The organism is Sinorhizobium sp. B11 (genome assembly GCA_039725955.1).
GTDB lineage: Bacteria > Pseudomonadota > Alphaproteobacteria > Rhizobiales > Rhizobiaceae > Rhizobium.
In genome coordinates, this window is record CP091034.1 from 782,317 (window position 1) to 803,190 (window position 20,874).

The 20,874-nt window shown below is 60.1% G+C and carries 22 protein-coding genes; 14 read left to right on the plus strand and 8 right to left on the minus strand.

What is annotated here, in order from left to right:
• Positions 1-121: 121 nt before the first annotated feature.
• A complete protein-coding gene (locus tag LVY75_13625; GenBank protein ID XAZ24253.1) occupies positions 122-853 on the plus strand; it encodes a LuxR family transcriptional regulator in 732 nt (243 codons plus the stop codon).
• Positions 854-876: 23 nt separating this feature from the next.
• Here LVY75_13625 and LVY75_13630 read toward each other — a convergent pair whose 3' ends face one another.
• The gene (locus LVY75_13630) at positions 877-1,269 is read right to left on the minus strand and encodes a hypothetical protein (protein ID XAZ24254.1); all 393 of its coding nucleotides are present in this window, start codon (positions 1,267-1,269) and stop codon (positions 877-879) included.
• A 149-nt stretch (positions 1,270-1,418) separates the two neighbouring features.
• On the opposite strand from LVY75_13630, the gene LVY75_13635 reads away from it, so the two are divergent.
• From LVY75_13635 to LVY75_13675, 9 genes are all read left to right on the plus strand, one after another.
• Positions 1,419-2,567, plus strand: coding sequence for an Mrp/NBP35 family ATP-binding protein (locus LVY75_13635; protein ID XAZ24255.1), 1,149 nt, complete (start codon positions 1,419-1,421; stop codon positions 2,565-2,567).
• Positions 2,568-2,971: 404 nt separating this feature from the next.
• On the plus strand, positions 2,972-3,949 hold the full coding sequence (locus tag LVY75_13640; GenBank protein ID XAZ24256.1) for a magnesium transporter CorA family protein: 978 nt from the start codon (positions 2,972-2,974) through the stop codon (positions 3,947-3,949).
• A gap of 18 nt (positions 3,950-3,967) precedes the next feature.
• Positions 3,968-5,866, plus strand: a complete 1,899-nt coding sequence (locus LVY75_13645) for a potassium transporter Kup (GenBank protein ID XAZ24257.1) — start codon at positions 3,968-3,970, stop codon at positions 5,864-5,866.
• A gap of 369 nt (positions 5,867-6,235) precedes the next feature.
• Positions 6,236-7,414 carry a cell wall hydrolase gene (locus tag LVY75_13650; GenBank protein ID XAZ24258.1) on the plus strand — a complete coding sequence of 393 codons (1,179 nt, stop codon included), beginning with the start codon at positions 6,236-6,238 and terminating at the stop codon, positions 7,412-7,414.
• A gap of 283 nt (positions 7,415-7,697) precedes the next feature.
• Entirely contained in the window at positions 7,698-8,036 is a 339-nt protein-coding gene (locus LVY75_13655) for an AtpZ/AtpI family protein (GenBank protein XAZ24259.1), read from the plus strand.
• Between the two features lie 60 nt (positions 8,037-8,096).
• Positions 8,097-8,849 carry a F0F1 ATP synthase subunit A gene (locus LVY75_13660; protein ID XAZ24260.1) on the plus strand — a complete coding sequence of 251 codons (753 nt, stop codon included), beginning with the start codon at positions 8,097-8,099 and terminating at the stop codon, positions 8,847-8,849.
• Between the two features lie 67 nt (positions 8,850-8,916).
• On the plus strand, positions 8,917-9,144 hold the full coding sequence (locus tag LVY75_13665; protein XAZ24261.1) for a F0F1 ATP synthase subunit C: 228 nt from the start codon (positions 8,917-8,919) through the stop codon (positions 9,142-9,144).
• A 78-nt stretch (positions 9,145-9,222) separates the two neighbouring features.
• Positions 9,223-9,843: a F0F1 ATP synthase subunit B gene (locus LVY75_13670; protein XAZ24262.1), complete on the plus strand. Its 621-nt coding sequence runs from the start codon at positions 9,223-9,225 to the stop codon at positions 9,841-9,843.
• Between the two features lie 3 nt (positions 9,844-9,846).
• Positions 9,847-10,338 (plus strand): F0F1 ATP synthase subunit B, encoded by a 492-nt coding sequence (locus LVY75_13675; protein ID XAZ24263.1) that lies wholly within the window; start codon positions 9,847-9,849, stop codon positions 10,336-10,338.
• Between the two features lie 142 nt (positions 10,339-10,480).
• On the opposite strand, the gene LVY75_13680 is transcribed toward LVY75_13675, so the two are convergent.
• Both LVY75_13680 and LVY75_13685 read right to left on the minus strand, forming a co-directional pair.
• Positions 10,481-11,173: a ribonuclease HII gene (locus LVY75_13680; GenBank protein XAZ24264.1), complete on the minus strand. Its 693-nt coding sequence runs from the start codon at positions 11,171-11,173 to the stop codon at positions 10,481-10,483.
• 281 nt (positions 11,174-11,454) lie between these two features.
• The gene (locus LVY75_13685; protein XAZ24265.1) at positions 11,455-12,612 is read right to left on the minus strand and encodes a PA0069 family radical SAM protein; all 1,158 of its coding nucleotides are present in this window, start codon (positions 12,610-12,612) and stop codon (positions 11,455-11,457) included.
• Between the two features lie 140 nt (positions 12,613-12,752).
• On the opposite strand from LVY75_13685, the gene LVY75_13690 reads away from it, so the two are divergent.
• Positions 12,753-13,271, plus strand: coding sequence for a glycosyl transferase (locus LVY75_13690; GenBank protein ID XAZ24266.1), 519 nt, complete (start codon positions 12,753-12,755; stop codon positions 13,269-13,271).
• Positions 13,272-13,453: 182 nt separating this feature from the next.
• A complete protein-coding gene (locus LVY75_13695) occupies positions 13,454-13,768 on the plus strand; it encodes a hypothetical protein (GenBank protein ID XAZ24267.1) in 315 nt (104 codons plus the stop codon).
• A gap of 23 nt (positions 13,769-13,791) precedes the next feature.
• Here the strand turns inward: LVY75_13695 and moaB are convergent, their stop codons facing one another.
• The 4 genes from moaB to LVY75_13715 all read right to left on the minus strand — a co-directional run bounded on the left by moaB (position 13,792) and on the right by LVY75_13715 (position 18,293).
• Entirely contained in the window at positions 13,792-14,343 is a 552-nt protein-coding gene (gene moaB / locus LVY75_13700) for a molybdenum cofactor biosynthesis protein B (protein XAZ24268.1), read from the minus strand.
• A complete protein-coding gene (locus LVY75_13705) occupies positions 14,343-15,236 on the minus strand; it encodes a 4-(cytidine 5'-diphospho)-2-C-methyl-D-erythritol kinase (protein XAZ24269.1) in 894 nt (297 codons plus the stop codon). Before LVY75_13705 ends, moaB begins: the two co-directional genes overlap by 1 nt.
• A 6-nt stretch (positions 15,237-15,242) precedes the next feature.
• The gene (locus LVY75_13710; protein ID XAZ24270.1) at positions 15,243-17,075 is read right to left on the minus strand and encodes a tetratricopeptide repeat protein; all 1,833 of its coding nucleotides are present in this window, start codon (positions 17,073-17,075) and stop codon (positions 15,243-15,245) included.
• A 201-nt stretch (positions 17,076-17,276) separates the two neighbouring features.
• On the minus strand, positions 17,277-18,293 hold the full coding sequence (locus LVY75_13715; GenBank protein ID XAZ24271.1) for a polyprenyl synthetase family protein: 1,017 nt from the start codon (positions 18,291-18,293) through the stop codon (positions 17,277-17,279).
• A 109-nt stretch (positions 18,294-18,402) separates the two neighbouring features.
• Here LVY75_13715 and LVY75_13720 point away from each other — a divergent pair, with 109 nt between their 5' ends.
• Positions 18,403-18,630, plus strand: coding sequence for a DUF2007 domain-containing protein (locus tag LVY75_13720; protein XAZ24272.1), 228 nt, complete (start codon positions 18,403-18,405; stop codon positions 18,628-18,630).
• Between the two features lie 3 nt (positions 18,631-18,633).
• Positions 18,634-19,410 (plus strand): methyltransferase, encoded by a 777-nt coding sequence (locus tag LVY75_13725; protein XAZ24273.1) that lies wholly within the window; start codon positions 18,634-18,636, stop codon positions 19,408-19,410.
• A 60-nt stretch (positions 19,411-19,470) separates the two neighbouring features.
• Here the strand turns inward: LVY75_13725 and LVY75_13730 are convergent, their stop codons facing one another.
• Positions 19,471-20,814 carry an Nramp family divalent metal transporter gene (locus LVY75_13730; GenBank protein ID XAZ24274.1) on the minus strand — a complete coding sequence of 448 codons (1,344 nt, stop codon included), beginning with the start codon at positions 20,812-20,814 and terminating at the stop codon, positions 19,471-19,473.
• Between the last annotated feature and the right edge of the window lie 60 nt (positions 20,815-20,874).

The window sequence follows — 20,874 nt, forward strand, 5'->3', positions numbered from 1 at the left end:
GCACGCCGAGGCTGAACCTATTGATCTGACGGGCGTTGTGTAACCCACCCTGTACCTGCCTCTTTTCCACACAGGCTGCCAGCGGTTTACCCAAAGCCCGGTTCGGAGGCGAAAAAATCTGATGGCAAGTTTACCGCAAACTTCGGTGGAAGACGCCTACGTCCAGGAGGTCGCCGGGCTAAAAACCCAGTTTGACATTTTTCGCTTCATGAAGCGGGTGACGGAGGCCTATCGCAGCCGCGCCTTTATGGTTTTGAACCTGCCGCCGATTACCTCCTTCGACCTTCAGGCCAATACGATCATCACCAGCTGGCCCGCTGAATTGCTGTCGATCTACGATCAGGAAGGACTGATGGTGAACAGCCCCGTCCTGCGGCGGCTGCGAACGTCGACGCTGCCGTTCTTCCATGACACGTCGCGCGCCAACTGGTCGCGCGATGACGGCAAGGCAGGCATCGTTGCGACTCTTTTCGAACGCTTCAAGATGGTGCGCTGCGGCTATTTCCCGACGCACGAACCATCAGGTGCGCGGGGTGCTGTCTCTTTCGCCGGTGACCGCGAGCCCTTCACCGCGGTAGAGATGCGGGAACTGAGCTATATCGCGATCCATGTCTTCGATCGGCTGGCGGAAATCCGCAATCTCGATACGCGCATAACCGACACGCTGACGGATCGCGAGATCGATTGCCTGAACTGGACCGCCGCCGGCAAGACCAGTGCGGAGATTGCCGAAATCCTCGATCTCTCGGAACATACGGTCAATCACTACCTGAACCGAGCAACGAAGAAGCTGGATACGGTCAACCGCACGCAGGCTGTCGCCAAGGCGCTGCGCATCGGCCTCATCAAGTAAGGCCCTGATTTAGTAAGGCCGGTTTAGCAGGGCTTGCAGCCCAAAATTACGTCAGTCGACTCCAGGCTGCTCAATATCTGAGCGCCAGGCCCTTCACAGGCGAGCCAGAACTGACGATTGCCATCCTTTTCCGCAAATTCAGCATTTGGCACGCTTCCTGCATTGTTATCGGCAGAGGTCCAGAGGGGACTTTGAAACAGCGCCAGCTCAATGGCGCGACCGACACGCCGCCGTCTGATATCGCGCCGCTTTTCTCCCGGCGTTCCGATATCGGCGGTGGTTGTTGCGTTTGGGCAACCGCCTGTTGCTCTGTTCCGAAAACGGACGATTTCGTTAAAATTTTTTCTGGTCTTTTTCTCCGCTTGCGCTAGTTCGCCTCGAATTGCGTCGGTTCTCGGGGAGTCCGTTGCGGCCATCAGGGCGAAAGCCCGGCGGACTTGATGGCCGCAGCGGAGAGAGAACGCATTGCCTATCCGTGATGCAAGTTATGTCTGCTGCCCGATTTCGTTTGGCGAAGCTGTCAGCCTCCACTATTTACTGAAGAGGTAGAAGCAGTGAGGGCGGAATGACCGAGGTCACCAAGGAACAGGTTCTGGAAACGCTGAAGACCGTGCGCGGACCGGATCTGGAGCACAATATCGTCGAACTCGGCATGGTTTCCGACGTCTTCATTTCCGATGGCAAGGTCTATTTCTCCATCACCGTGCCTGCCGAACGTGCCAAGGAACTGGAGCCGCTGCGGCTTGCTGCCGAGCGTGTCATCAAGGAAATGCCGGGTGTGAAGGGTGCGCTCGTGGCCCTGACGGCAGATAAGAAGGCAGCCGCCAGTGCGCCTGCTGCGCGTCCCGCTGCGCAGGCTGACCATAGCCATCACGGCCACGCCCATGCCCCACAGCCGCCGCGCACTGCCAAGATCGGCGTTCCCGGCATCGGCGCCATCATTGCCGTCGCATCGGGCAAGGGCGGCGTTGGCAAGTCGACGACGGCGGTCAATCTGGCGCTCGGCCTGCAGGCCAATGGTCTTCGTGTGGGCATTCTCGATGCCGATATCTACGGCCCCTCCATGCCGCGGCTTCTGAAGATCTCCGGCCGGCCGACCCAGATCGACGGCCGCATCATCAATCCCATGGAAAATTACGGCCTCAAGGTCATGTCCATGGGTTTCCTCGTCGATGAGGAAACGGCAATGATCTGGCGCGGGCCGATGGTTCAGTCCGCTCTCCTGCAGATGCTGCGTGAAGTCGCCTGGGGCGAACTCGATGTTCTCGTCGTCGATATGCCGCCCGGCACTGGCGACGCCCAGCTCACCATGGCCCAGCAGGTGCCGCTCGCCGGCGCCGTGATTGTTTCAACGCCGCAGGATCTCGCGTTGATCGATGCCCGCAAGGGCCTCAACATGTTCCGCAAGGTCGAAGTGCCGGTCCTCGGCATCGTCGAGAACATGAGCTATTTCGTCGCGCCCGATACCGGCACTCGCTATGATATCTTCGGCCATGGCGGCGCCCGCAGGGAGGCTGAGCGCATTGGCGTGCCCTTCCTCGGCGAAGTGCCGCTGACGATGAATATCCGCGAGACGTCCGATGCCGGAACGCCGCTCGTCGCCTCAGATCCGAACGGCATCGTCGCCGGTATCTATCGCGCCATCGCTGCTAAGGTCTGGGAGCAGGTCGGCGAGAAGCCGCAGCGTGAGGCGCCTGCGATCGTATTCGAATAAAAACGAATCACGCGCCGATCACCCCGAATTGTGGGCGAAATGAGATGAAACGGCGCAGTTCACGTAACATGTCTTGATTATTTCCTGGCTTTGCTTCATATGCGCGCCGGCGTCATGATGGCGCGTCTGCAAATGCTCTGTATGGCCGCTGCTTTATGAAGTTTCCGGCCTCTCTGCATGTTCGGAGTTGGCTTGTCGATCGACGGATTGGTGACTGCGATGCGGTGGAGCGACCCGGCCGAAAAGGCCGGATATGACCGGAGCTGTATGAACGTTCTTTATCCCCTTCCGTCTCGGTCGATGGCGAGTGCGTCTAGGCGCCATCGCGCCCGCAACGGCATGGTAGGGCTTTCGACAAAAATGGTTACACCGGTTGGGCGCCGCTGGCGCCGGAGATGCGGGCTGTGATCACAGCATACTGTTCCAACTGCAAGTCGGTCGAGATCCGTGATCTTGCCAATCCTCCGGAATTACCGGCGGATATGGTATGGATCGACATGATCGAGCCGACTCGCGAGGAAGAACTGCATGTCGAAAAGATCCTTGGCATCGAAGTGCCGACCCGGGACGACCTCAGGGCGATTGAGCCGTCAGCCCGCCTCTACGTCGAAGGCAATGCCGTATACATGACCGCTTCGCTGATCTGGAAAGCGGAAACGGAAGCACCCACCCTGACGGATGTCGCCTTCATCCTTGCCGGCGACAAGCTGGTGACCATACGCTACGCCCATCCGAAATCCTTCGCCCTCTTTATCGCCGCCCTGCACCGCATACCCGAGCAGTGGCGCAGCGGCGGCGCTCTGCTTGCCAAGCTCCTGGAAACGATTGTCGATCGCACCGCCGAAGTTCTGGAAATGTCGGTGTCCCGCCTGGACATCCTCTCCGTCCACGTCTTCGGTGATCGCGCCAAGAAGGTGCGTAAGCCTTCGAACTATCTGGAAGAAAAGCTGAAGGACATTGCCGGCCATCACCGGATGATCAGCAAGCTGCGCGACAGTCTCGGTTCGCTCTCGCGCCTTCTCACCTTCTTCTATACGATCCCGGTCGTGCAGCACGATCAGGAGACCAAGGAACTCTGCCGAACGATCTCGCGCGACATCCAGTCCCTTTCGGAGCACGCGTCCTTCGTCGCCGGCAACATCACCTTCCTGCTCGACGCCTCGCTTGGCCTCATCAACATCGAGCAGAATGCCATCATCAAGATTTTTTCCATTGCTTCGGTCGTGTTCTTGCCGCCGACGCTGGTCGCCTCCATCTATGGCATGAATTTCGAATACATGCCGGAATTGCACCTGGCTGCGGGTTATCCTTACTCGCTCGGCCTCATGGTGATCTCCGCCGTCGTTCCCTTCTTCTTTTTCCGCTGGAAAGGCTGGCTCTGAGGAGCCTGTAATTGCTTCATGTCTGAAGAAAGCCATTCTCAAGAACGCGACCTTACGCCGCGCAAGCTCTTTTATCTTGCGCTAGGCTCCGTAGGTGTCGTTTACGGGGATATCGGCACGAGCCCGCTTTACGCGTTTCGCGAAGCGCTGAAGCCCGTCGCTCACGATGGTCTCACCCGTTTCGAGGTCATCAGCCTTATTTCACTGATGATCTGGGCGCTGACCATCATCGTCACCATCAAATACGTGCTCTTCCTGCTGCGCGCCGACAACGACGGCGAAGGCGGCACGCTGTCGCTGCTGGCCCTCCTGATGAAGACCGCCAATGGCCACACTGCGCTGCTCATGCTGCTCGGCCTGATGGGTGCGGCACTCTTCCTTGGCGACGCCATGATCACGCCGGCACTGTCAGTCCTGTCGGCGGTCGAAGGCATCAAGCTGGTCACGCCGCGGCTGTCGGAATATATCGTGCCGATATCGGTGGCGATCCTGGCGCTTCTTTTCGTCGTGCAATCTCACGGCACGGGCGCGGTCGCACGCTTCTTCGGCCCGATCACGGCGCTCTGGTTCCTGGTTATGGCCGCCGCCGGCATTGCCCATATTTCGGACGATTACGGCATTCTCGCCGCCTTCAACCCCTATTATGCCGTCAGCTTCCTGCTGCATGAGGGCTTCTACGGCATTGTGGTCCTTGGCGCCGTCTTCCTGACCGTCACCGGTGCGGAAGCGCTTTACGCGGACCTCGGCCATTTCGGTCGTCGCCCGATCCAGTGGGCCTGGTTCCTGCTGGTTTTCCCGTCGTTGACGCTGAATTATCTGGGGCAGGGCGCGCTCGTTCTCGGCAATCCGATGACGATGTCCGATCCCTTCTACCTTATGTACCCGCAATGGGCGCTGCTGCCGGTCGTCATCCTTGCGACTGCCGCCACCATCATCGCCAGCCAGGCCGTCATCACCGGTGCCTTCTCGCTCGTGCGCCAGGGCATCAACCTCGGCTTCCTGCCGCGCATGGAAATCCTCTTCACGTCCGAGACCAATACCGGGCAGATCTTCGTGCCTTCGGTCAACGCGGTGCTGTTCTTCGGCGTTATCTTCCTCGTGCTCGGCTTCAAGACTTCGGATGCACTGGCCACCGCCTACGGCATCTCTGTCACCGGCGCGATGGTCGTCACCTCGATCATGGCCTTCGAATTCGTCCGCGCCCGCTGGAACTGGTCGCTTCCTGTTGCCATCATCGCGCTGCTGCCGCTGGTCATTCTCGAGCTGATCTTCTTCGGCGCCAACCTTCTGAAGATTCATGACGGCGGTTACATTCCGATCATGATTGCCACGGCCTTCACCGTCATCATGTGGACCTGGCGTCGCGGCACGGCGATCCTGACGGAAAAGACCCGCCATACGGATATTCCGCTTGCCTCTTTCGTAAGCTCCATCGAGCGCAAGAGCGAGCATTCGCCGGCCCATGTTCCGGGCACCGCAATCTTCCTGACCAGCGATCCGGACTCGGCACCCGCCGCATTGCTGCACAATCTCAAGCACAATCATGTGCTCCATGATCGCAACGTCATCCTGACGATCCGCACGGTCAACAAGCCGCGCGTCTCGCCGCAGGAGCGCTACAAGGTCGAGCAGATATCCGAACGCTTTTCGCGCGTGGAACTGCTCTTCGGCTTCATGGAATCACAGAATGTCTCCCAGGCGCTGGCGGCCTTGCGCAAGACCGGCCTGAAGTTCGACATCATGACGACCTCCTTCTATCTCGGCCGCCGCAAGCTGGTGCCTGATGCGAAGTCCGGCATGCCCTACTGGCAGGACCGCCTCTACATCGCGCTCGCCAACGCTGCCGCCAATCCCTCCGACTATTTCCGCCTGCCGGCCAACCGTGTGGTGGAACTGGGCTCGCACGTCATAATTTGATGGGGTCGAGAGGGCGGTTTCGTCGCTCTCTTTATCCAGCGCCGGCGCTCTTTCATGAGCTTGCAAAGACCCCGCCCCAAACCCCTCCCCACAAGGGGGAGGGGCTTAAGCTGCCGCGGACGTTTTCGACGTGTTCAGCCTTTCGAAAGCGGCAAGGCGCTCTCTCCGGGTTAAGCCCTTCCCACCCTGTGGAGGGGTCGGGGAGGGGACTTTTCGCCGGGTCGAACACCCATCCCCCTAAAATCCCAAGAGCTTTAGCATATGCAAGAATCCTCATGGTCATATTCCGGCACGGGTCGTTAACCAGCTATCAAGGTTAATGCGAGATTTTCTTGGGACTGTTCCTGCGTCCCATGCCTGGAGTCCGCGTTGCGTCGAAATGGTCGTTCTCGCAGCAAGCTGCGTCTCTTGCCCCAGAACTGGGTCTCTCCCGCGATTTTCGGCGTGGCCGGATGGCTGATCTTTCCGAGCGTCGCTTCTCATGCCGATCTTGCCACCATGCTCGCCGGTCTCGATAATGATGGCGAAAGCTGGCGCATGGTTCTGACCAATTCGCCGGCAGGCTCCATTCACCAGGCGGAACTCGCCTTTGCCGATCCTGCGGTCACCGGTTCGATCCCGTCAGGCGCCGGCATGGTGCTGCCGGACGGCAGAAAGGTCGCCTTCGTTTCGGGCAAAAAAGGCAACGAGGGCATCCCGGACGAGGATCGCGTCAATCGCAATGCCAAGAAGGGCCGCGTCGTTGCCGTTGAAAGAGTGCAGCCGCCGAAGGATTTCTCCGCCGGGTCCATCTTAGAGCGCACGAAACTCCTTTTCCGCCCGGTCTTCGATCTCAAGGACAAGTCCGCCTTCGTCAAGCCGGCGATCAGGGGCAAGGAGATCGAGATCGCGACTGCCTTCTACAAGACACAGCCGGTGCAACAGCAGGACACTGCCGTACCGGAAATGCTGGCAAGCCTCGTGACCAGCAACAAGGCCGACGTATTGGCGACAGCCTATGCACCTGCCGCACCGGATTATTCCCGTCAGTCCCCCTTCGATTCGATCCTGACCGACAAGGATGAAGGCCGCTTCGTGCCGCAGATCGGTCCAAAGGACCATGCCTGGGCCGCCAGCATCCTGCCGCCAAGCGTCTTCTCCGCCAGTGAGCAGCAGTGCCTGGCTTCGGGCATCTATTTCGAAGCGCGCGGCGAATCCGTGAAGGGGCAGGCGGCGGTCGCGCAGGTCATCCTCAACCGCGTCCGTAACCCGGCCTATCCGAAGACCATTTGCGGCGTCGTCTACCAGAACGAGGACTGGCGCAACCGCTGCCAGTTTTCCTTCGCCTGCGACAACATCAAGGACCGCGTGAATTCACAATATCACTGGCGCGTTGCCCGCGACGTTGCCATGGCCGTGACCGCCGGCAAGATCTGGCTGCCGCAGGTTGGTTCGGCCACGCATTACCATGCCGTCTACGTCCGGCCCGATTGGGCCAGAACCATGGAAAAGGTAGGCCGCATCGGCATGCATGTCTTCTACCGGACTTACGGCGGCGGTTGGAGCTGAGGCAAAAGGGCTGCTGATTGCGGATTTTACGCAGACCGGCACCGTTCGAAGACGGATTCTTTGGATGAAATCGGGCGCAGGTGGCCAGATTCCGCTTAAATATTTGATTCTTTGCGGTTATTTTATGGCTGGACACGGGCTGTCTACGCCTTGACTATGCTAATCCCTAAAACTATGTTGCGCGCGACTTCAGAACGGGCCGGAAGGTTCTTTAACCTTTGCGTCCGTGGTTCGGAAAACCGGGGTAGCGGGATTGCGGGCGACGGGAGCGGAGGAGAGCACGATGGCGGATGACCGCGAAGAAAGTCTTGAGCAGCGCCGTCGGCAGCTGGAAGCGGAACTCGCCTCCAAGCGTGTCGATGACAGGAAGGAAGAAGCGCGGGAGGCCAGCGCCGAGCAGAGCCGTAAAGGTTATGCACAGGCGATGAAGCTCTCGAGTGAATTCATTTCCGCCATTGTTGTTGGTGCTGTACTCGGCTGGCTCTTCGACCATTTTGTTGGCACGACGCCTTGGGGGCTGATTGTTCTTCTGCTTCTTGGATTCTGTGCCGGCGTACTGAATGTACTGCGCGCCGCGGGGAAGGTTTCCCAACCCCTGGATCGCAGAACACCTGAGAAATAAGGGCCGTTCTGGTCCAGTGCAATTTTCGCCTTCCGGCGGATCAAAGAGAGAGAGCAACCGGTGTCAAACGATCCGACTCATCAGTTCCAGATCTTCAAGATTGTGCCGATCGAGATCGGCGGGATTGATTTCTCGTTCACCAACGCATCTCTCTTCATGGTGGCTTCGGCTGCTGTCGCTGCTGGTTTCCTCTACTTCTCGACCACGAGCCGCGCCATTATTCCCGGCCGTTCGCAGTCGCTTGCCGAAATGTCCTATGAGTTCATCGCCGGCATGCTGAAGGAAGGGGCGGGCACCAAGGGGATGAAGTTCTTCCCGCTGGTCTTCTCGCTCTTTATGTTCGTACTGACGGCAAACCTGCTCGGCATGTTCCCGTATTTCTTCACGATTACCAGCCAGATCATCGTCACTTTCGCGCTGGCGATCCTCGTCATCGGCACGGTTCTCGTCTACGGCTTCTATAAGCACGGCTTCCACTTCTTTAATGTCTTCGTGCCCTCGGGCGTGCCGGGCATTCTGTTGCCGCTGGTTGTCTCGATCGAAATCATTTCCTTCCTGTCCCGTCCGATTTCGTTGTCGGTTCGTCTTTTCGCAAACATGCTCGCTGGTCACATTACGCTGAAGGTGTTCGCAGGCTTCGTCGCCTCGCTTGGAGCCCTCGGTGCAGTCGGTGTCGGCGGAGCCGTTCTTCCTCTCATCATGACCGTCGCCCTGACCGGTCTCGAGTTCCTCGTCGCCTTCCTCCAGGCTTACGTCTTTGCGGTACTGACTTGCATGTACCTCAATGACGCGATCCATCCGGGCGGGCACTAAGGATAACGACATCGACGTCAAAGGGCGTCAGTCATTCGCCGCAACAACCATTTCAAAGGAGTTCAACATGGAAGCGGAAGCAGCAAAGTTCATCGGTGCAGGCCTGGCTTGCTTTGGTATGGCCGGTACGGCTCTCGGCCTCGGCAATATCTTCGGCAGCTACCTCTCCGGCGCTCTGCGCAATCCGTCTGCAGCTGACAGCCAGTTCGGCCGTCTGGTATTCGGCTTCGCCGTTACGGAAGCTCTGGGCATCTTCTCGCTGCTCGTTGCTCTCCTTCTGCTCTTCGCCGTCTAATATCGGTGGATTGATGGATCACGGCCTGCGAACAGCGAGCCGTGATCCTTTGCATTTGCAGTACACCTGGAGGTGAGCATGTACTTTGTGACCCCGGCCTACGCTGAAGAGGCACCGGCGGGAACCGCGACGGATGCGCATGCCGCTCCGGCTGCCGGCGAGGTTCATACCGAGACCGGCGTCGCCGAAGGCGAGCACGCGCGTGGGCCTTTCCCGCCTTTCGATTCGTCGACCTATGCATCCCAGCTTCTGTGGCTGGTGATCACGTTTGTCATTTTCTACCTGCTCATGCAAAAGGTCATCGCACCGCGCATCGGCGCCATCATCGAGCAGCGTCACAACCGCATTTCGCAGGATGTCGAGGAGGCCGGCCGCCTGAAGGCTGAAGCCGACGCCGCCGTCGCAACCTATGAAGGCGAACTTGCCGCTGCCCGCACCAAGGCGAATTCGATCGGCACTGCTGCTCGTGATGCCGCCAAGGTCAAGGCCGAGGAAGACCGCCGCGCCGTTGAGGCAAGCCTGACCGAAAAGCTGAAGGCTGCCGAGGCCCGCATCGCCGATGTGAAGGCAAAGGCTTTCGCCGATGTCGGCGCCATCGCCGAGGAAACCGCGTCTGCTGTGGTTGAACAGCTTATCGGCGGCTCCGCTGCCAAGACTGACGTTGCCGCTGCCGTCGCAGCAGCCGAGAAGGAGGCTTGATCGATGGAATTTGCTCTTGATGCAACTTTCTTCGCCCTTGTCGGCCTCGTCATCTTCCTGGCCCTGATGGTTTACCTGAAGGTTCCGGGCATGATGGCAAAGTCGCTGGACGACCGTGCCGATCAGATCCGCAACGAGCTGGCAGAAGCCAAGCGTCTGCGCGAGGAAGCCCAGCACCTGCTCGCCGAATATCAGCGCAAGCGCAAGGAAGCTGAAGCCGAAGCTGCCCACATCGTGGCGGCTGCCGAGCGCGAAGCCGAAATGCTGACCGCTGAAGCCAAGAAGAAGACGGAAGAATTCGTCGCCAACCGCACGGCTCTTTCCGAGCAGAAGATCAAGCAGGCCGAAGTCGATGCGATGAAGGCCGTTCGCTCTGCCGCAGTCGATCTCGCCATCGCAGCCGCCGAAGCCGTTATCGGCAAACAGGCCGATGGCAAGGTTCAGTCCGAACTCTTCGGTCAGGCCGTCGGCGAAGTGAAGACCCGCCTGAACTGAGCCGCAGCTCGATAGAATTGGAAAAGCCCCGCTTCGGCGGGGCTTTTTGTTTTATCTGTGTCGGTTGTCTGGCGTGATGCGCATGCCGGCGATGGCGGTCTCGAACTACCGAGCGGTACTGAGATGCGAGTCACGACCGCGGCTACTCGCCGAGCATCTCGCCGTTCGCTTCAATCTCTACGCCATCCTTGCGCAGCGGCCGGAAGGTCATCCGGTGCAGCGAGCACGGCCCATGCTTCTCGATACCGGAGCGATGCTGCGCGGTGCCATATCCCGCATGGGCGGCAAAACCATATTCGGGAAACACAAGATGCGCGCGCGCCATCATCCGGTCGCGCGTCACCTTCGCCACGATGGACGCGGCGGCGATCGAAACGGATCGGGCGTCGCCCTTCACCACAGCCTGCCCGGGGCAGTCGAGCCCAACTGGCACATCCAGCCCATCCGTCAGCACATAACTTGCCGGTACGGAAAGGCCGCAGATCGCGCGGCGCATCGCGTCGAGGCTTGCCTTGCGGATATCGGTTTCGTCGATGCGGGTGGAGCTGGAAGAGGCGATGGAAACCGTGGCGGTCGCAAGAATTTGGACGAACAGCTCCTCGCGCTTCTGCGCCGAAAGCTGTTTGGAATCGTTGAGACCTTCAGGAATGCGCTTGGGATCGAGGATCACGGCTGCAGCAACGACAGGGCCCGCCAGTGGCCCGCGTCCGGCCTCATCGGCGCCCGCGACGGGCCAGTGGCCGGCCTTGCGAGCCTTCAGCTCCAGCCGGAAATCCGGCACGAGGGGGACCTCTTCAAAGAGCAGAGGAGAATCGGGTGACGTGCGACGTTTCATGCGGTTGAACCTCGCACGCCAACCCGATTTCCTGCAAGCCCCCGGATCAGGGCGGCGACGGCCGGGGGCGGTCCGGCAGATGGTGCGGTCAGGGCCATCCGCAGGAATTGCGCAAGACAGAAGACGCAGGGCAGGTCTTCTTCACGCCTTACGCAAGCTCATCAGCAATTCCAGCAACAGTGCGTCGCAGCTTTACGTCCGGAATTGCGTAAACAAACAAAGCAATTCCAGCAAAAGTGCATCGGGGTTTTGCGTTTTCGGAATTGCACGAAAATATCAAGTCACAGCAACGAAAGTTGCACGCCGCTTCCATTCGGCGGCACGAAGAGATCGTCGCGCAAGGCAAGGCTTCGACGGGTCAATTCCAGCCGCTTCGCCGCCATCTCGAAGCGTCGGGCGATCTGCCACGCGTAGGGTCCGGCGCCTTTCATGCGCTTGCCGAACTCCGCGTCATAATCCTTGCCCCCACGCATCGAACGTACCAGCGACATGACATGACGGTAGCGGTCAGGATAGTTCTGCAGCAGCCAGTCGCGGAACAGGGGGCTTACTTCCAATGGCAGCCGCAGCAATACATAACTTGCTTCTTCCGCTCCTGCCGTTTTGGCGGCATCGAGAATGCGTTCCAGCTCATGATCGTTGAGCGCGGGGATGATTGGCGCGGCCATCACGGACGTACGCACACCGGCCTCGGAAAGCCCGCGGATCGCCTCCAGCCTGCGCGTCGGCGTCGAAGCTCGGGGCTCCATCAGGCGCGCAAGCTTGCGGTCGAGCGTCGTGACCGAAATGCCGACGCGCACGATGTTCTTTGCCGCCATCTCCGTGAGGATATCGAGATCGCGCAGGATCATCGCCGACTTGGTGACGATCGCAACGGGGTGGTTCGCCTTGTTCAGCACTTCGAGGATCTGCCGCATGATGCGCCATTCCTTTTCGATCGGCTGGTAGGGATCGGTATTGGTGCCGATCGCGATGACGCGGACCTTGTAGCCGGGTTTGGCAAGCTCGCGCTCCAGGAGCTTCGGTGCGTCCGGCTTGGCGAAGAGCTTGCTTTCGAAATCCAGTCCCGCCGACAGGCCCATATAGGCATGGGTCGGCCGGGCAAAGCAGTAGATGCAGCCATGCTCGCAGCCTCGATAGGGATTGATCGACCTGTCGAAGGAAAGATCGGGCGACTCGTTGCGGGTAATCGCCGTGCGTGGCTTCTCGATTTGGACATCCGTCTTGAAGGGGGGCAGTTCCTCGAGCGTCTGCCAGCCGTCATCGAAGGCCTCGCGCTGTGTCGGCTCGAAGCGGCCGGTGGGGTTCAGCCCCGCACCGCGGCCGCGTCGCCGGTCGACTTCGACGCGCAGCCCCGAGGCCGCGATCATCGCGTCGGCAATATCTGCCTTATTGGCAGGCGCAAATGCGGCCTGTCCTGCAAGGGACTGTGGTCTCATAGGATTCTCCAGCGGCGAAAAAACGTTCGATTTCGCTCGTTTTGATGATTATATTCCTATCGGCAAAAAGAGAACATTGCAAGAACAAAATGAGGAAAGTCGCGCTGGCAAAATTTTGTGCGGCGCTCTATAAACAGGCAATGTTGACTGTTGTTCTTGAATGCCAGGATCAGGAACCTGAGCTGGCCCAGACCCTATCGGTATTGGTGGCGGGCGCCGTAGAAGGCCTCGTCAGCGACGTGGTCGTGCTTGATCACGGCTCCCGCGATGGCACCTCGCGGGTGGCGGACGCTGCCGGCTGCCGGTTCCATTCGCAGTGGGATATCAAGGACATCATCCGATCGGCCCGTGGCGAATGGCTGCTTTTCGTCGAGCCGGGCGCAAGACCTCAGGCGGGCTGGATCGATGAAGTTTCGGAATATGTCGCCTTGAACAAAGTCCCTGCGCGCTTCACTGCCTCGCGCGGCTATCGACGTCCCTTCTTCCAGCGCGTCGGTCGTTCAAGGCCGCCGCTCGAACTCGGCCTGCTCATGCCGAAGAAGCTCGCCATTTCAGCGGCAAAGAGCGGCATGCGCTTGACCGAATTCGTCAAGGCACAGAAGCCGCGTCAGCTTTCCAGCGAATTGATTCCCTCCTGGGTCGCCCGTGCCGCGCGGTAGCTACGACATTTCCGCGACATTGCGCAAAAATGGCGCCCAATCGAATTTTGCGCTATAATTAGAGTATGGCGCCGCCGAAGCGCCTCGCTTCGTAACGGATGGCCATGAGATGCCGGTGAGCGGCAGAGCAGGTCAACGAAAATCTCCTCTTCTGCCGGGCTTCCGGCGAAAGGAGGTGCGTCATGCTACGCAATATGGTCCACGGCCTGCTGGCCGCCATACTGACGGCATCGCTGATCGCGCATCCGCATCCGGCAGCATCGCAGATGATGCGCAGTTGCGCAGGCCGATCCGAGATCGTCAAATTTCTGGACAGCAACTTTGGTGAAAAGCTCACTGCAGTCGGGTTGATCAATCAGAACGCCATTCTCGAGGTCTATGCCGCCGAAAGCGGCACCTGGACGCTCCTCGTCACGGATGTTCATGGCATAAGCTGCGTGCTGTTGTCAGGCGACAGCTGGGAAACGATGCCCGCCCTGCCGGGTCTGGCAACATAGAGGACATCGCTGTCGCAGCCGGTCTATTTCGTCGCGCCGCGCTTCAGATGTTCGTCGAGCCGGGGCATGATCTCCACGAAATTGCAGGGCATCTGCCGGTAGTCGAGCTGCGCCTTCAATATACCGTCCCAGGCATCCTTGCAGGCGCCGGGCGAGCCCGGCAGCACAAAGATGAAGGTGGCGTTGGCAACACCTGCCGTAGCGCGCGACTGGATCGTCGACGTTCCGATCTTGTCGTAGGAAATCCGGTGGAACACGGCCGAAAATCCATCCATCCGCTTTTCGAAGAGCGGTTCCAGCGCATCGGGCGTCACGTCACGGCCGGTAAAACCGGTCCCGCCCGTGGTGATGACGACGTCGATTTCCTTGGCTTCCGTCCAGGCACGCACGCGGGCGGTGATCCTCTCGCGGTCGTCGGGAACGATATCGCGGTCGATCAGCTGATGTCCGGCTTCCGCAATTCGTGCCGCCAGCGTGTCGCCGGATTTGTCATCGGCCGGCGTACGCGTATCCGAAACAGTCAGAACCGCTATGCCGAGCGGAATAAAAGGTCGTTTTTCGTCCAGGCCTGCCATCACGCGCCTCCCGCGAAAGTCTCCGTCGCCTGGAAATACCAGTCCGGGCGCGCGGCGTGAAGACGCTCGGCGGCACGCAGCGCGGCAACGGGCGTCTCGAAAATGCCGAAGCAGGTCGCACCAGAGCCGGACATGCGGGTGAAAAGCGCGCCTTCTGCAGCGAGCATGCCAGAAATCTCTGCAATTTCGGGAACCAGCTCCCGCGCCGGCGGCTCAAGATCATTGCGTGTCGCTCGTATGGCTTCCATCCAGTGCGACGACCTTTTCAGGACCAGGCGAGGATTATTCTTGATGACAAGCCGCCGGAAGATCTCGGGCGTGGAAACGCCTTTCAGCGGATTGGCGAGCACCACAGCGAAGGAGGGCAGGGCATCGGCCGCCTCTATCTGTTCGCCGATGCCGCGTGCAATCAGCGGCGTGCTTTTCAGGCACATCGGCACGTCGGCTCCAAGCGTCAGCGCAAGCGCAGCAATGGTTTCTGTCGGAAGCGGCACGTCCCACAGGCGCATAAGTCCGCGCAGAGTCGCTGCTGCATCGGCAGACCCGCCACCGATGCCGGAAGCGATCGGCAGGTTCTTCTCCAGATGGATGCGCACAGGCGGAGCACCACCCGCCGCTTCCCGCAGCAGGTCGCGGGCCTTCAACACCAGATTGGTGCCGGGGTCATCGGCAAGCACGTCGGCGAACTGGCCGGAAAGCGTGAAGTCATCGGCATCGGCTGGGGCAAAACCCAACCGATCGCCGTGGCGCGTAAATGTCACCAGCATTTCAAGAAGGTGATAGCCGTCGGCCCTCTGGCCCGTCACATGGAGGGCAAGATTGATTTTTGCGCAGGCATCTTCAGCAACGGCGAAATCGCCGAGCCCGGAAAGCAGCATGCCCGTTTCAGGCATGCGGCCTCAGGATTTCTTGTCGACCGGCGGCGGCGTCGCCGGCGGCGGGTCAGGCTGCTTCTTGTCGGCCGCCTTGGCATCATCGTCCTGCGCCGGCAAGCCGTTTGCGACCTTATCCTTGATCTTCGGGATCTGGGCTTCCTCGGGTTCGGAGGCGAGTGCCCGGTTCCACTGATAGACAGCTTCCAGCTTGCGGCCCACGCGCCAGTAGGCGTCGCCGAGATGGTCGTTGATTGTCGCGTCGCCAGCCTTGATCTGCGCTGCACGTTCCAATTCGTCGACGGCATCGTTGTAACGGCTGAGGCGGAAATAGGCCCAGCCGAGCGAATCGATGATGTAGCCGTCGTCAGGACGGAGCTCGACGGCCTTCTTGATCATCTCAAGGCCCTCGTCGAGGTTGCGGTTCATATCGATCCAGGAATAGCCGAGATAGTTCAGAACCTGCGGCTGGTTCGGGTTGAGGTCGAGCGCCTTGCGGAAGTTAGGTTCCGCCTGGTCCCACTTCTTCAGCCGCTCATAAGCGATGCCACGCTGGAAGAAGACGCTCCAGTCTGCGCGGCCAGGCAGCGGCCCGATCACCTCGACAGCCTTGTCGTAATTATCGGCCATCGCCTGATAATCCTTGGCGTCGGAAAGCACGCTGCCATAGGCGAGATAGCTTCTGACATCCTTCGGGTCTGAAGCGATCAGCGCCTGCAGGTGCTTGCGGGCTTCATCCACTTTGCCGCCCTGCGCGAGCGCGAGGCCCAGCTGCAGTTCGGAAATGCGGCGCATCGGCGAATTCGCCGGCACCTTCTGGTAAAGCGCAATGGCCCGGTCCATCTGTTCCTGCTTTTCGGCAATGCCGCCGAGCAGAACCAGCGTGTCGGCGCTGTTCGGATCGAGCGCATTGGCCGTCTGCAGATAGAGCGAGACGATATCTTCGGCACCGTCGCGGTTCAGCGCGCCGCCGACTGAAAACAGCACGCCGGCTGCACCTTCTTCTGCACTCTTGACTTGCTGTTCCTGCTTCTCGCCCTTTTCAATGCTGTCGCGCAGTGCGTTCAGCGGAGTATAGTTCGGCAGCAGGTTGTCGCCGACCGAGACAGCGTCGAGCGCCTTCTGCTTGTTGCCCTGCGAAGCTTCGAGGCGTGCGAGTGCCATGATGGCGCGCATGAAGGTGTCGGGCGCAGTTGCGCCGCCTTCCTTGTCCAGTACGGCATCATTGAGATGCTGGCGGGCGGATTTGACGTCGCCGTTGACGATCGCGATAGCACCCGCATTGTAGTTCTGGAAGATGCGGACCCAATCCGGGCCCTTCATCTTCTCGACCATCGCAAGCCCTTCCTTGCCGCGGCCGGCGCCGACGCGCGCCCAGGCCAGCAGCAGGTCGTTCATCATGCGGTCGAGATCGTTCGGCCCGTCATATTTCAGGATCGATTCTGCAGATTTGAACTCGCCGCGGCGCATCGCATCCATGCCGCGCACGATCGTGGTGATACGCTCGACGGTCGGGTCACCCTTCAGGTCGTTCGCATATTTCACGCCGTCCTTGATGTCGCCGTTCAACAGCAGCGAGATCATCAGGCGCTGGCGGATTTCCGGGTTGCCCGGTTCGATCTGCAAGGCTTTCTTGTAGAGCTCGATCGCCGTCGGATAGTCGTGGTCCACATCGGCCGTGCGGGCAGCGAGAAACGCGCCCGAGAACGTGGTAACGCTGTCCGGATCGAAGGTCACGGTCTTGCCGGCATCATCCGCCTTGGCCGCGTCTTCGGCGTTCACGCCGCCGATCCCGCCGAGCGAAAGCACTGCCGCGAGGGCTGCGCTCGAAAGGAGACGGGTGACAAATCTCTGCCGCATTAGAAAACCTTTCTTCAGGGACGGCCGGAACAACGTGCCGACCGCAAAATCAGTTGCAAACACTGATTCACAACAGGATGGCTTTTTTGAAGCGGCCCTGCAAGAAATTCAGCCCACGTTCAAGGACGTTTGATTAAAGCCCGCCGCGCCAAAGCGTACGGCGGCCTTGCGGCAAAGTCATGCTTCTCGTCGAGGCACGCCTCAGTTCACGCGCTCGATGCAGAAATCGATGACTTCTATCAGGGCCGATTTCCAGGGGCTGTCCGGCAGCGGTGCCAGCGCATCCCGTGCGATCGTGCCGTAGTGCACGGCCCGCTGGATCGTGTCGTTGAGCGTGCCGTATTTGGTGATCAGGCCAAGCGCCTTTTCCAGATTGGCATCGCTGCTGTTGCCGCCTTCGATGGCATCGCGCCAGAAGGCGCGCTCGTCTTGCGTGCCGCGGCGATAGGCGAGAATGACCGGAAGCGTGATCTTGCCTTCGCGGAAATCGTCGCCGACATTCTTGCCGAGATCGGCAGCCTTGCCACCGTAGTCCAGCGCGTCGTCAACCAGCTGGAAAGCGAGGCCGAGATTCATGCCGTAGGATTTCAGCGCGTTGCGGTTGGACTTATTGGTCTCGGCAACGATCGGGCCGACTTCGGCGGCAGCCGCAAAGAGGGCTGCCGTCTTGGCGCGAATGACCGAGAGGTAGTCATCCTCGGTCGTTTCCATGTTCTTTGCGACCGAAAGCTGCAGCACTTCGCCCTCGGCGATGACGCAGGCAGCCGACGAAAGCACGTCCAGCGCTTCCAGCGAGCCGACTTCGACCATCATACGGAAGGCCTGGCCGAGCAGGAAGTCGCCAACGAGAACGCTTGCCTGGTTGCCCCAGATCGTACGCGCGGTCGACTTGCCGCGGCGCAGGTCGCTTTCGTCCACCACGTCGTCATGCAGCAGCGTTGCCGTATGCATGAACTCGACTGATGTCGCGAGCTTGATGTGATTCTCGCCCCTGTAGCCGAAAAGCGAGGCTGCAGCGAGCGTCAGCATCGGCCGCAGGCGCTTGCCGCCCGAGGAGATGAGATGGTTCGCCACCTCCGGAATCATCTGGACATCGGAGCCGGCCTTGGAAAGGATAAGCTGATTCACCCGCTCCATGTCAGCCTTGGTGAGGTCCACCAGCGGCTTGATGGAAGCCAGTTTGTTTTTGTTTTCTTCAAGCGGTATGACCACGCCCAACGACCCGGACTCCTGTTCATTCGTTGCCTTTGACAATAGAAAGGGCCGATGGAGGCGGCAAGGGGTGAATTGTCGCTGCCAGCAAATTCGGAAGGGAAAATAACGGCAAATGCATGAGCTTATCCGCGCAAACGATCCCGTTCTGCTCTCTTTTGCCGAGAGCCTTATGAAGGATGCGGGAATTGCGTGCTTCATTGCCGATCAGGGAATGAGCGTGCTCGAGGGATCGCTCGGCATGCTGCCGCGCCGCCTCCTGGTTGACGAGACGATGGCCGATCAGGCCAGGCGCATCCTCACCGATGCGGGTCTCGGCGGCGAATTGCGCGAGCGGAAGTGAAAGATGACGCAGGCGGTGACTGACACGATAGACGCCTTTCATCGCGGCCTTTTTCATATCGTTCAGCCGAAGGGCAGGGGCCATCGTGCCGGCATGGACGCCATGCTGCTCGCCGCTCTTATTGCCGATGATCGCGCGATCAAGGTGGCCGATCTCGGTGCCGGAGCGGGTGCAGCCGGCCTTGCTGTCGCCTCGCGCCTTGCAAAGGCCGAGGTCGTACTTTTCGAGCGATCGGCGGAGATGGCTGACTACGCCCGCCGCAGCATCGAACTGCCTGGCAATGCCCCTATGGCGGGGCGCGTCTCGGTCGTCGAGGCCGATGTCACGCTGACGGCCAGGGCGCGAAACGACGCAGGTCTCATCGACGAAAGCTTCGATCACGTTATTATGAACCCGCCGTTCAACGATGCCGGCGACCGCAGGACGCCGGATGCGCTGAAGGCCGAAGCCCACGCCATGACGGATGACCTGTTCGAAAGCTGGATCCGAACGGCTGGGGCCATCATGATACCGGGCGGACAACTGTCGCTGATCGCAAGGCCGCAATCGATCGCCGAGATCATCGACGCCTGCGGCAGACGCTTCGGCGGCATCGAGATCACTGCCGTTCATCCGCGTGAAGGAGAAAACGCCGTCCGCATCCTGGTGACGGCGATCAAGGGCTCACGGGCACGGCTTTCGCTGCGTGCGCCCCTCATCATGCACGAAGAGGGGAGCCACAAGTTCTCCCCTCTCGTCGATGATTTCAACAATGGACGCGCGGCCTATGGCAGGCTCTGAAGCAATTCCACCGTTCGCAATTGCGTAAAGAACCAGTTCAGGAATTGCCACAGAACAAGTTTAGCCACCGGTCACGACGTCGAGGAGCAACTTGACGTTCAGACCGGCGATCACGACAGCGATCACATAGGCGACGGCGCTCAGCCACTTCGGTGCCACCAGTTCCCCCATCTTCGCCTTGCTGGCCGTGAACATGACGAGCGGGAAGACGGCGAAGGAAAGCTGCAGGCTGAGCACCACCTGCGTCAGGATCAGCAGTTCCGCCGTACCCTGATCGCCGTACCAGATCGTCACGAAAGCGGCGGGAACGATGGCGATGGCGCGGGTGATCAGGCGGCGCACCCATGGCTTCAGCCGGATTTTCAGGAAACCTTCCATGACGATCTGCCCGGCAAGCGTGGCGGTGACCGTGGAATTCAGGCCGCAGCAGAGCAGTGCGATGCCGAAGAGCGTCGGCGCAATCGCAAGACCGAGCAGCGGCGACAGCAGCGAATGCGCTTCACCAAGTTCCACCACATCCGTCTTGCCATTGGCATTGAAGGCGGCTGCGGCAAGGATGAGGATGGAGGCGTTGATCAGCAGCGCGAAGCAGAGCGCCACGGTGGAGTCGAGGGTCGCGAAGGTCAGCGCCTCCTTCTTCTCCGGCACGGTATGGCCGTAGGAGCGCGTCTGCACGATGCCGGAGTGAAGGTAGAGGTTATGCGGCATCACGGTAGCGCCCAGAATGCCGAGCGCCAAGTAGAGCATTTCCGGATTGGTGACGACCTCCGTTGTCGGCAGGAAACCCCTGATGACGGCGCCCCATTGCGGATCGGCAAGGAAGATCTGCACCGCAAAGCAGATTGCGATGACGCCGAGAAGCGTGATGATGAAGGCCTCGATCCAACGGAAGCCGAGCCTTTGCAGGAGAAGGATGACGAAGACGTCGAGCGCGGTAATCACCACGCCGATTTCGAGCGGAATTCCGAAAAGCAGATTGAGGCCGATCGCCGTGCCGATCACTTCGGCAATATCGGTGGCGATGATGGCGATTTCTGCAAAGGCCCAGAGCGGTACGGCGACATAGCTTGGATAGGCATCGCGACAGGCCTGCGCCAGATCTCGGCCGGAGCCGATGGCAAGACGCGCGCAAAGCGATTGCAGCACGATCGCCATGATGTTCGAAAGCAGTGCGACGGTTAGCAGCGCATAACCGAACTTCGATCCGCCGGCGAGCGAGGTCGCCCAGTTGCCAGGGTCCATGTAGCCGACGGCAACCATGTAGCCAGGGCCGAGGAAGGCGGCCGCGCGTCGCCACGTGGAGCTGTGCCGTCCCGTGCCAACAGTGCGGTAAACGTCGGAGAGCGAGGCTTCCCCGCGCTCGGTTCGCCAGCCGCCCTTTGCGTTCGGATTTATGATGTCCATGCCACTTTTACCTGATTATCCATGCCGGCACTATGCCTGATTAGAATGATAATGCAAGTC

What these genes read in the sequence shown, in the direction of transcription:
- LVY75_13665 (XAZ24261.1), top strand. Translation starts at nt 8,917, where the DNA reads ATGGAAGCGGAAGCAGCAAAGTTCATCGGTGCAGGCCTGGCTTGCTTT.
- moaB (XAZ24268.1), bottom strand. Translation starts at nt 14,343, where the DNA reads ATGGCAGGCCTGGACGAAAAACGACCTTTTATTCCGCTCGGCATAGCG.
- LVY75_13670 (XAZ24262.1), top strand. Translation starts at nt 9,223, where the DNA reads ATGTACTTTGTGACCCCGGCCTACGCTGAAGAGGCACCGGCGGGAACC.
- LVY75_13705 (XAZ24269.1), bottom strand. Translation starts at nt 15,236, where the DNA reads ATGCCTGAAACGGGCATGCTGCTTTCCGGGCTCGGCGATTTCGCCGTT.
- LVY75_13635 (XAZ24255.1), top strand. Translation starts at nt 1,419, where the DNA reads ATGACCGAGGTCACCAAGGAACAGGTTCTGGAAACGCTGAAGACCGTG.
- LVY75_13630 (XAZ24254.1), bottom strand. Translation starts at nt 1,269, where the DNA reads ATGGCCGCAACGGACTCCCCGAGAACCGACGCAATTCGAGGCGAACTA.
- LVY75_13655 (XAZ24259.1), top strand. Translation starts at nt 7,698, where the DNA reads ATGGCGGATGACCGCGAAGAAAGTCTTGAGCAGCGCCGTCGGCAGCTG.
- LVY75_13730 (XAZ24274.1), bottom strand. Translation starts at nt 20,814, where the DNA reads ATGGACATCATAAATCCGAACGCAAAGGGCGGCTGGCGAACCGAGCGC.
- LVY75_13720 (XAZ24272.1), top strand. Translation starts at nt 18,403, where the DNA reads ATGCATGAGCTTATCCGCGCAAACGATCCCGTTCTGCTCTCTTTTGCC.
- LVY75_13710 (XAZ24270.1), bottom strand. Translation starts at nt 17,075, where the DNA reads ATGCGGCAGAGATTTGTCACCCGTCTCCTTTCGAGCGCAGCCCTCGCG.
- LVY75_13680 (XAZ24264.1), bottom strand. Translation starts at nt 11,173, where the DNA reads ATGAAACGTCGCACGTCACCCGATTCTCCTCTGCTCTTTGAAGAGGTC.
- LVY75_13625 (XAZ24253.1), top strand. Translation starts at nt 122, where the DNA reads ATGGCAAGTTTACCGCAAACTTCGGTGGAAGACGCCTACGTCCAGGAG.
- LVY75_13685 (XAZ24265.1), bottom strand. Translation starts at nt 12,612, where the DNA reads ATGAGACCACAGTCCCTTGCAGGACAGGCCGCATTTGCGCCTGCCAAT.
- LVY75_13690 (XAZ24266.1), top strand. Translation starts at nt 12,753, where the DNA reads ATGTTGACTGTTGTTCTTGAATGCCAGGATCAGGAACCTGAGCTGGCC.
- LVY75_13675 (XAZ24263.1), top strand. Translation starts at nt 9,847, where the DNA reads ATGGAATTTGCTCTTGATGCAACTTTCTTCGCCCTTGTCGGCCTCGTC.
- LVY75_13725 (XAZ24273.1), top strand. Translation starts at nt 18,634, where the DNA reads ATGACGCAGGCGGTGACTGACACGATAGACGCCTTTCATCGCGGCCTT.
- LVY75_13695 (XAZ24267.1), top strand. Translation starts at nt 13,454, where the DNA reads ATGCTACGCAATATGGTCCACGGCCTGCTGGCCGCCATACTGACGGCA.
- LVY75_13645 (XAZ24257.1), top strand. Translation starts at nt 3,968, where the DNA reads ATGTCTGAAGAAAGCCATTCTCAAGAACGCGACCTTACGCCGCGCAAG.